Source organism: Campylobacter concisus (assembly GCF_902460625.1).
GTDB classification, from domain to species: Bacteria; Campylobacterota; Campylobacteria; order Campylobacterales; family Campylobacteraceae; genus Campylobacter_A; species Campylobacter_A concisus_AD.
In genome coordinates this window covers 219027-227222 of record NZ_CABPUT010000002.1, presented here as the reverse complement: position 1 = coordinate 227222, position 8196 = coordinate 219027, and the positions used below count along the sequence as shown (strand labels likewise).

General features: G+C 43.6%; 8 protein-coding genes and 2 pseudogenes. 8 read left to right on the top strand and 2 right to left on the bottom strand.

The genetic code is table 11. The features are described from left to right. Nucleotides 1-369, top strand: a pseudogene (locus F3G69_RS01555) (hypothetical protein); the annotation flags it as partial. On the opposite strand, the gene F3G69_RS01550 reads toward F3G69_RS01555, so the two are convergent. After that, nucleotides 370-1305, bottom strand: coding sequence for a sugar transferase (locus tag F3G69_RS01550; RefSeq protein ID WP_084109510.1), 936 nt, complete (start codon nt 1303-1305; stop codon nt 370-372). 103 nt (nt 1306-1408) lie between these two features. Between F3G69_RS01550 and F3G69_RS01545 the strand changes: the two genes are divergently transcribed. Then, nucleotides 1409-2395 carry a YeiH family protein gene (locus F3G69_RS01545; protein ID WP_149714209.1) on the top strand — a complete coding sequence of 329 codons (987 nt, stop codon included), beginning with the start codon at nt 1409-1411 and terminating at the stop codon, nt 2393-2395. Here the strand turns inward: F3G69_RS01545 and nadD are convergent. After that, nucleotides 2379-3260: a nicotinate (nicotinamide) nucleotide adenylyltransferase gene (nadD, locus tag F3G69_RS01540; RefSeq protein ID WP_149714208.1), complete on the bottom strand. Its 882-nt coding sequence runs from the start codon at nt 3258-3260 to the stop codon at nt 2379-2381. The genes F3G69_RS01545 and nadD overlap by 17 nt on opposite strands. Before the next feature lie 79 nt (nt 3261-3339). Here nadD and gap point away from each other — a divergent pair, with 79 nt between their 5' ends. The 6 genes and pseudogenes from gap (at nt 3340) to F3G69_RS09420 (ending at nt 7974) form a co-directional block, all read left to right on the top strand. After that, nucleotides 3340-4338, top strand: coding sequence for a type I glyceraldehyde-3-phosphate dehydrogenase (gene gap, locus F3G69_RS01535; protein WP_149714207.1), 999 nt, complete (start codon nt 3340-3342; stop codon nt 4336-4338). A gap of 16 nt (nt 4339-4354) precedes the next feature. Then, nucleotides 4355-5557 carry a phosphoglycerate kinase gene (locus F3G69_RS01530; protein ID WP_149714206.1) on the top strand — a complete coding sequence of 401 codons (1203 nt, stop codon included), beginning with the start codon at nt 4355-4357 and terminating at the stop codon, nt 5555-5557. Next, nucleotides 5554-6231 carry a triose-phosphate isomerase gene (locus F3G69_RS01525; protein ID WP_103600734.1) on the top strand — a complete coding sequence of 226 codons (678 nt, stop codon included), beginning with the start codon at nt 5554-5556 and terminating at the stop codon, nt 6229-6231. Before F3G69_RS01530 ends, F3G69_RS01525 begins: the two co-directional genes overlap by 4 nt. 175 nt (nt 6232-6406) lie before the next feature. Beyond that, complete coding sequence (gene fabI / locus F3G69_RS01520; RefSeq protein WP_084109504.1) at nt 6407-7225, top strand: enoyl-ACP reductase FabI; 819 nt, start codon at nt 6407-6409, stop codon at nt 7223-7225. Nucleotides 7226-7385: 160 nt separating this feature from the next. Continuing rightward, nucleotides 7386-7736 (top strand): annotated as a pseudogene (locus tag F3G69_RS09425) (DUF2625 family protein). A 91-nt stretch (nt 7737-7827) separates the two neighbouring features. Continuing rightward, nucleotides 7828-7974, top strand: coding sequence for a hypothetical protein (locus F3G69_RS09420; RefSeq protein WP_223155851.1), 147 nt, complete (start codon nt 7828-7830; stop codon nt 7972-7974). Nucleotides 7975-8196: the final 222 nt, after the last annotated feature.

The following is an 8196-nucleotide window of genomic DNA, read 5'->3' as shown; positions in this document are numbered from 1 at the left end:
TTGTATATAGATGCTGTTAAAAAAGATGAGGCCTTTATGCTAATGTCCAAATGTAATGTTTTGTATCGTGCAATGTTGTCATTAAAAATTTATAGATATGGGATATCTCCACTTAAAATGAATGAATATATGTTTGCTGGTGTGCCAATAGTTCACTCTTTTGACTATAAGGAACATGATATTGTAATGAAAACAGGATGTGGTATTAGCGTTAAATCCGGTAGTGCGCTCGAAGTACAAAATGCTATCTTGAAAATTTACAATATGTCAAAAAAGGAAAGAGAGAGAATGGGGCAAAAAGGAAAAGAATATGTTAAAAATAATTTATCATATAAAGTATTAGTTAAAAAAATGATCGAACTTCTGTAGCTAAACACCCTTTTTCTCAAATACAATCGCAATGGTTTTTACTATGATCTTTATCTCTAGCCAAAGCGACCAGTGTTTGATGTAGTAAAGATCATACATCAGCTTTTGTTTGGCATCGTGTGTATTTGAGCCATAAGGGTAGTTTACCTGTGCCCAGCCAGTGATTCCTGGGCGGACGATGTGGCGTTCGTTGTAGTAGGGTATCTCTTTTTCAAAGAAATTTATCCAGTGTCTTCGCTCAGGCCTTGGCCCTATTAGATGCATTTGTCCTCGAAAGACATTTATACACTGTGGTACCTCGTCTATACGAGTTTTTCGCATAAATTCGCCAAACTCAAACACTCTCTCATCATTTTCACTAGCAAATTTTGCTCCATCTTTCTCGGCATCTTCCACCATCGAGCGAAATTTAATGCACTCAAATTCCTTGTTATTTAGACCAACTCTACTTTGTAAAAAGTAAAGGCTTCCAGGCGATTGCTCGTCTATCTTTCTTTTTACATAAAATTTTAAGCCAAAAAGCAAGATGAAAAGTATTAAGCAGCTTGCATAATCGATCATTCGCTTGAGTGCATAGCTAAAAGTACCATAAGGCCTTATTTCATCTAACAAATTAAGATTTTCCCCATTTTCTGGGATATAACATTTGTGTAGATAAATTTCTAAAAAATTCTCTACGTTTAGAAATTTTATCTTTTTATACTTCGTTTTAAACTGCAAAAGCGTGAGAAATCTAACCAATTTGCCATCAACTGGCTTTGCGGTATTTAGCACGATCAGCCTTTGATCGCCTGATTTTATGAGATTTTCTAGTGCGCTTCGCAAGGCTTTTGCGTCGCTATTTTCATGGGATAAAAAATTTACTTGACCAAATTTCTTTCTAAGCTTTTCTAGTTCTAGGCTAGTAAAAGCATATTTTTCACCAAGGATGATCATAGTCCTATCCCTTTATCTTTATTTTAAATTTGCATTATAAAATTCGTCTAATTATACCCAAACGTGCTAATTGCATTTTTAAAAAATAGATTAAGGTTAAAATATGTCTCGTAAAATTCTTGCTGCGCTTGTTTTAGCGCTGATTTGCGCCATTTCTTTTGCGCTCTCAAATACGATTTTGGCTAAATTTCACACCAGCCCGCTCATTATCTCCATCGTTTTAGGCGCCATTTTTGCAAATCTTTTTACAAAACAAACTCAAATTTTAAAATCTAGCGGCGTCGTAGCGATCGCTGGAAAGCAAATTTTAAGGCTAGGTATCATACTTTTTGGCTTTAATATAAGCCTTGGCGAGATTGCAAGTGTTGGCACTCTTGGCGTGACATATGCAGCTTTTATGGTATTTGCGACCTTTTGCTTTGCGCTTTTTGTAGCTAAAGCTTTGGGACTTAGTAAGGATAGCGCCGTGCTCATTGGCTCAGGGGCAAGCATATGCGGCGCAGCTGCTATTATGGCTACTCAAAATGAGATAAAAGCAGACGCAAACAAGCTTGCTATCGCCATTTGCACGGTGGTGCTCTTTGGGACAATTGGTATGTTTATCTATCCATTTGTCGCTAAATTTTTAGCTCTCACGCCACACCAAACTGGCTTTTTTATCGGTGGCTCACTTCACGAGGTAGCCCACGTAGTCGCAGCCTCAGCGGCATTTGACAGCACAGCAAACAGCACCGCCGTCATCATAAAAATGCTTCGCGTGATCATGCTCGTGCCATTTTTGTTTTTGCTAAATTTCTTAAATTTAAGCCAAAATAGCGGCGGCTCAAAGCTAAAGAGCATACCATGGTTTGCGCTGTTTTTCCTAGTGGCGATCTGCGTTAGATCTTTGCCATTTTTCCCTGAAAATTTGGTACAAATTTTAAAGCTGGTTGCTAGCATTTGTCTTTGCATTGCGATGTGTGCTTTGGGATTTGGGATAGATAGGAGTAGTATATTTAAAGCGACGGGCAAAAAGCCATTTTTGCTAGCATTTTTTATATTTTTATGGCTTATTTGCTCATCGCTTGTTTTTGTTAAGACTCTTTGCTAGTTTTTAGCTTTTGCAAAAATTCTTCGATGTTGTATTTTGCTCGATAAGCTGGGCTTAAAAGATGTATTAAGATGTCGCCAAGGTCCATCACGATCCAATCAGGCGAGCTCTCAGTGCCTATAAATTTCTCCCCAAGAGGCTTAAGCTCCTCTTTTAGATCCTCGCTCAGTGAGTAGGCGTGCCTCTCGCCAAGCGTAGTAGCGATAACTACGGCTTTTACGAAATAATCATCTCCACTCATATCAAATACTTGTATCTCTTCAGCCTTTTTTGCGTCTAAAACCTTAACTATACTTTCGGTGCGCTCTTGCATCGATCTCTCTTGCATTTTTAATCCTTGGTAAAAATTTATAACTTCATCTTTTATCTTACTAGGTAACTCATCAAGCCCCATTTGGTGCCTGATCTGCGACGAGCTAACATCCACGTGTACGTCCATTTTTTGTAAATTACGTGGAATTTCTATGTGATTGCGCTTGGCGATCACAAACTGCACTAAATTTTTTAGCTCCTCGTAGCCGTGCCATTTATCAAGTGTGGCTAGGTGGTCTGCGCCTATTATGAGATAAAATTTTTCTATCTTGAATTTCTCATACAAATACTTAACCGTCTCTATGGTAGGCACTGGGCGAGCTAAATTTATCTCATAGTCTGAGATCTCGACCTTCTCTAGGCCGCCCCAAATTTCTCTTATCCACTTTAGGCGAAGCTCTGGCGGAGCTGAAAATTCGCTCTTGAAGGGACTTATAAAAGTTGGCATGATGATGAGCTTGTCGATATCAAGGCCACTTAGTGCCATTCTTACAATGCTATCGTGTCCTAAATGAACCGGATCAAAGCTCCCGCCAAAAAGTGCTAACTTCATCTATTAAAGTGCCTTGTTTATATTTGTTTTAAAATTCTTTTTTGTAGAATTAGGCGTAATTATATCAAAAGGAGCTAAGATGTCAGTTAAAGTAGCAATAAACGGCTTCGGGCGTATCGGCAGGTGCGCTGCTCGTATTATTTTAGAGCGAGAGGACGTTGAGCTTGTCGCTATCAACGACACGGCGACGCGCGACATGACGCGCTATCTGCTCAAATACGACAGCGTGCACGGCGAATTTAAGCAAGACGTTAAGGTGATAAGCGACGATTTTATAGAAGTAAACGGCAAAAAGATAAGAGTTTTTTCAACAAGGGACCTAAACGAGCTTAACTACGCAGACTACGGCGCGGACGTGGTTTTAGAGTGTACTGGTAAATTTTTAACTACCGAAAAATGCGAGCCCTATTTAGATCGCGGCATCAAAAAAGTCGTCATGAGCGCTCCAGCAAAAGACGACACGGCGACGTTCGTAGTCGGCGTAAACGACGATAAATACGCAGGCGAAGCGATCGTCTCAAACGCAAGCTGCACCACAAACGGCCTAGCTCCAGTGGCAAAGGTGCTAAACGATAAATTCGGCATCGTAAAAGGGCTCATGACCACGATCCACGCTTATACGAACGGACAGAGCCTAGTAGACGTAAAGGCTAAAGACTTCCGTCGCTCTCGCGCTGCGGCTCTAAACATCGGGCCTACGACCACCGGAGCCGCAAAGGCGATCGCAAAAGTACTTCCCGAGCTAAGCGGCAAGATGCACGGCCAAAGCGTGCGCGTGCCGGTCGCAAACGTCTCAATGGTTGATCTAACGGCGGTTTTAAAAAGACCTGCTAGCAAAGAGGAGATAAACGAGGCGTTTAGAGCGGCTGCTGAGTCGAATTTGAAGGGAATTTTATTTGTCGATGACGATTATAGAGTTAGCAGCGACTTTTGCACGAGCGCATACAGCAGTATCGTAGCGAGCGACACTACGCAGGTGATCGCCGACGATATGGTGAAGGTCTTTGCATGGTACGACAACGAGTGGGGCTACTCGACAAGGCTTGTAGACCTAGCTAAGATCGTGGCTACGAAGTAAATTTAAAGGGTGAAAAATGAGTGAAATTTTATCGATCAACGATCTTGAACTGGGCGGTGCGAAAGTATTTGTCAGGTGCGATTTTAACGTGCCGATGGACGAGTTTTTAAACATCACCGACGACCGCCGCATCCGCTCGGCGATACCAACTATTCGCTACTGCCTAGATAACGGCTGCAGCGTGGTTTTGGCTAGCCACCTAGGACGCCCTAAAAACGGCTTTGAGGAGAAATTTTCGCTGCGAGGCGTGGCAAAGAGGCTTTCAAGGCTGCTTGATAGAGACGTGATATTTGCCGAGGATGTCGTCGGCGCGGACGCCAAAGCCAAAGTCGCCGCGCTAAAACCGGGCGAAATTTTACTTCTTGAAAATTTGCGCTTTGAAAAGGGCGAAACCAAAAACGACGAGGCGTTAGCCGCTGAGCTAGCTAAATACGGCGAATTTTACATAAACGACGCGTTTGGCGTCTGCCACAGAGCTCACAGCTCGGTCGAGGCGATCACTAAATTTTACGACAAGAAGCACAAAGCGGCGGGATTTTTGCTACAAAAAGAGATAAATTTTGCTCAAAATCTCATCAAACACCCTGCGCGCCCGTTTGTGGCGGTCGTTGGCGGCAGTAAGGTAAGCGGCAAGCTACAAGCCCTACACAACCTGCTTCCGCGCGTGGATAAGCTGATAATCGGCGGCGGTATGGCGTTTACGTTTTTAAAATCGCTCGGCGAAAATATCGGAAATTCGCTACTCGAAGAAGACCTCATCGAGGATGCGCGAGAAATTTTACGCAAGGGCAGGGAGCTTGGCGTTAAAATTTACCTGCCAGTAGACGTCGTCGCAGCTCAGACTTTTTCAGCAGAAAGCGCCGTGAAATTCGTCCCCGCGCAAGAGATCCCAAGCGGCTGGATGGGGCTAGATATCGGACCGGCGTCCATTAGGCTCTTTAAAGAGGTCATCGCCGATGCACAAACCATCTGGTGGAATGGGCCGATGGGCGTTTTTGAGATGGATAAATTTAGCAAAGGCAGCATCAAAATGAGCCACGCCATCATCGACACTCACGCGACTACGGTCGTGGGCGGCGGCGATACGGCCGACGTAGTAGAGCGTGCGGGAGATGCCGACGAGATGACCTTTATCTCGACTGGAGGCGGCGCTAGTCTGGAGCTAATAGAAGGCAAAGAGCTACCGGGCATAAAACCGCTTAGAAAGGCTGCGGAGTGAGGTTTTTAGCAAATTTAAAGTGCAATCACACGAGAGCTAGCTTTGCTAAATATGCTCAAATTTTAGACGCAAATTTAAGCACAAACGACAACGTGACGGTTTTTCCTCCGTTTAGCGCGCTTGATCTTGCGGCTCATAAATTTAAACTCGGCGCGCAAAATTTCTACCCGTGCGAAAGCGGCGCTCACACCGGGGAGATCGGCAAGGCGATGCTGGACGAGTTTGGCGTAAAAAGCGTGTTGATCGGACACTCCGAACGACGCGAGCTTGGCGAGAGCGAGGAGTTCTTGCGCGCTAAATTTGACTTCGCCGCAGAGGTGGGCTGGCAGATCATCTACTGCATCGGCGAAAATTTGAGCGTGAACGAAGCTGGCGGCACGAAGGAGTTTTTGGCCGAACAGCTAAAAAATATCGACCTTGGCTACGAGCGGCTGCTGATCGCCTACGAGCCAATTTGGGCGATAGGCACGGGCAAGAGCGCGAGCGCAGAGCAGATAGAGGAGATTTTAAATTTCATCCGCGAGAAGACGAGCGCGCCGCTACTTTACGGCGGCAGCGTAAACGTCGCAAATATCGGCGGGATAGCGGGAATTGCAAGCTGTGATGGAGTATTAGTAGGAACGGCCAGCTGGGACGCCTCTAAATTTTTGGAACTTATACGCGTCGTCTCGTGAGCGTCTTTTAATGAGTTGGAAATTTTAAGTCTGCGACAGGCTATGTGCCTAGTCTTGACTTAAAATTTCTACACAACATTAAAAATCCATCTCACGATACTGCCGCTATTAAATTTTAAATTTAAAAATTTAAATTAAATCGCTTAAAAGCCAAGCAAATTTTAAAGGAGAAATAATGATTTTAAAAGGCAAAAAGGGCCTCATCGTCGGCGTCGCTAACGCTAAGTCAATAGCTTACGGCATTGCAAAAGCTTGCTGCGATCAAGGTGCGCAGATGGCATTTACATACCTAAATGACGCTCTTAAAAAACGTGTAGAGCCGATCGCGGAGGAGTTTGGGAGTAAATTCGTCTATGAGCTTGACGTAAACAATCCTGCTCATCTTGACGGTCTTGCGGATCGCATCAAAGCAGACCTTGGCGAGATCGATTTTGTTGTACATGCAGTGGCTTACGCACCAAAAGAGGCGCTTGAGGGCGAGTTTGTAAACACCACAAAAGAAGCCTTTGATATCGCGATGGGAACTAGTGTGTACTCGCTACTAAGCCTTACTCGTGCGGTCCTACCGGTGCTAAAAGAGGGCGGCTCGGTACTTACGCTCACATATCTTGGCGGACCGAAATTCGTGCCACATTACAACGTCATGGGCGTTGCAAAAGCGGCACTTGAAAGCTCGGTTCGCTACCTAGCGCACGACCTTGGTGCTAAAAATATCCGCGTAAATGCTATCAGCGCAGGCCCTATCAAAACGCTTGCTGCAAGCGGAATAGGCGATTTTAGGATGATTTTACGCTACAACGAAGTAAATAGCCCGCTAAAACGCAACGTTACGACTGAAGACGTCGGCAACAGTGCGATGTATCTGCTTAGCGACCTTGCTAGCGGCGTAACAGGTGAAGTTCACTATGTAGACTGCGGCTACAACATCATGGGTATGGGCGACGTGGCTACCGATGCCGAGGGCAATACGATCCTAGCTTGGGACGCAAAATAATCTGCTAATACAAATTTTTGGCGGGGCGACTCGCCAAATTCTTCTTTTAAATTTCATCAAATTTATTGTAACGGTACGCAATAAGAGCTCTAGGGTGGCTTATAGATACAAATAAGCCGGGCTTGGGAGCTTGGTTGAAGAACGGCTAAATAAGCTAAAAATGGGTGAAATTTTACTGCGTGATGAGGGCAGGGCGCAAAGAGCGAGTTTTTTTGGGTTTCAAGTAGCCACTCGATCGTCGATGGATGCGCTTGTTTATGGGTGTGGCGGCATAGTGATAGATGGAGGTTGGTTGCGCCTACTTGGCTCAGGATGCGAGCAGATGAAGTGCAAAATTTACAGCTTTAACCTTGGCAAGTGCTTTAGCGAAGCAGGCTAGATGCCTAGCAATTTGCTCGTAGCAAACGATATTTTGAGTGGATTTTTCGCGATAAACGGCAGTGCCTTTGGTGGCAAAGCTGGCAACGTCTTTTACTGCGTGCCAGATAGTGGCAAATGGGAGGATACGTAGCTTGGCTACTCGTAGTTTTTATACTGGGCGCTTTGCGGCGATATATCTAATTTTTTGTGAGTTTTATAGCTGGTATGGCTAGTGTGAGGATGTGAGAAATTTTAGTCTTGATAGGACGATATTTGCGCTACCGCCGATACTTTGGCAAGACACCAACGTAAGTCTAAGACTAAAAAATATGAAAAAGGATGATATTTGCATGAATGAATTTTCCATTTTTGCCTTCAAGGGCGTCTAATAAATTTATATGACACTTCTATTAGATCCAAGAGTTTTGCTCTATCTTGTTTAAAATTTATAAAATTTTTTCATAATTTACTTAAGAGTGTTTATAAAAATAATTCTAAATACTAAAAAGCAAAATTTATTTTAGATTTCTTAAGCCTTTCTTGATAAAAATTATCTACAAAATTTAAGAATTTTTTATACTTATAAGAATTTTCTATTAAAAATTAACCTT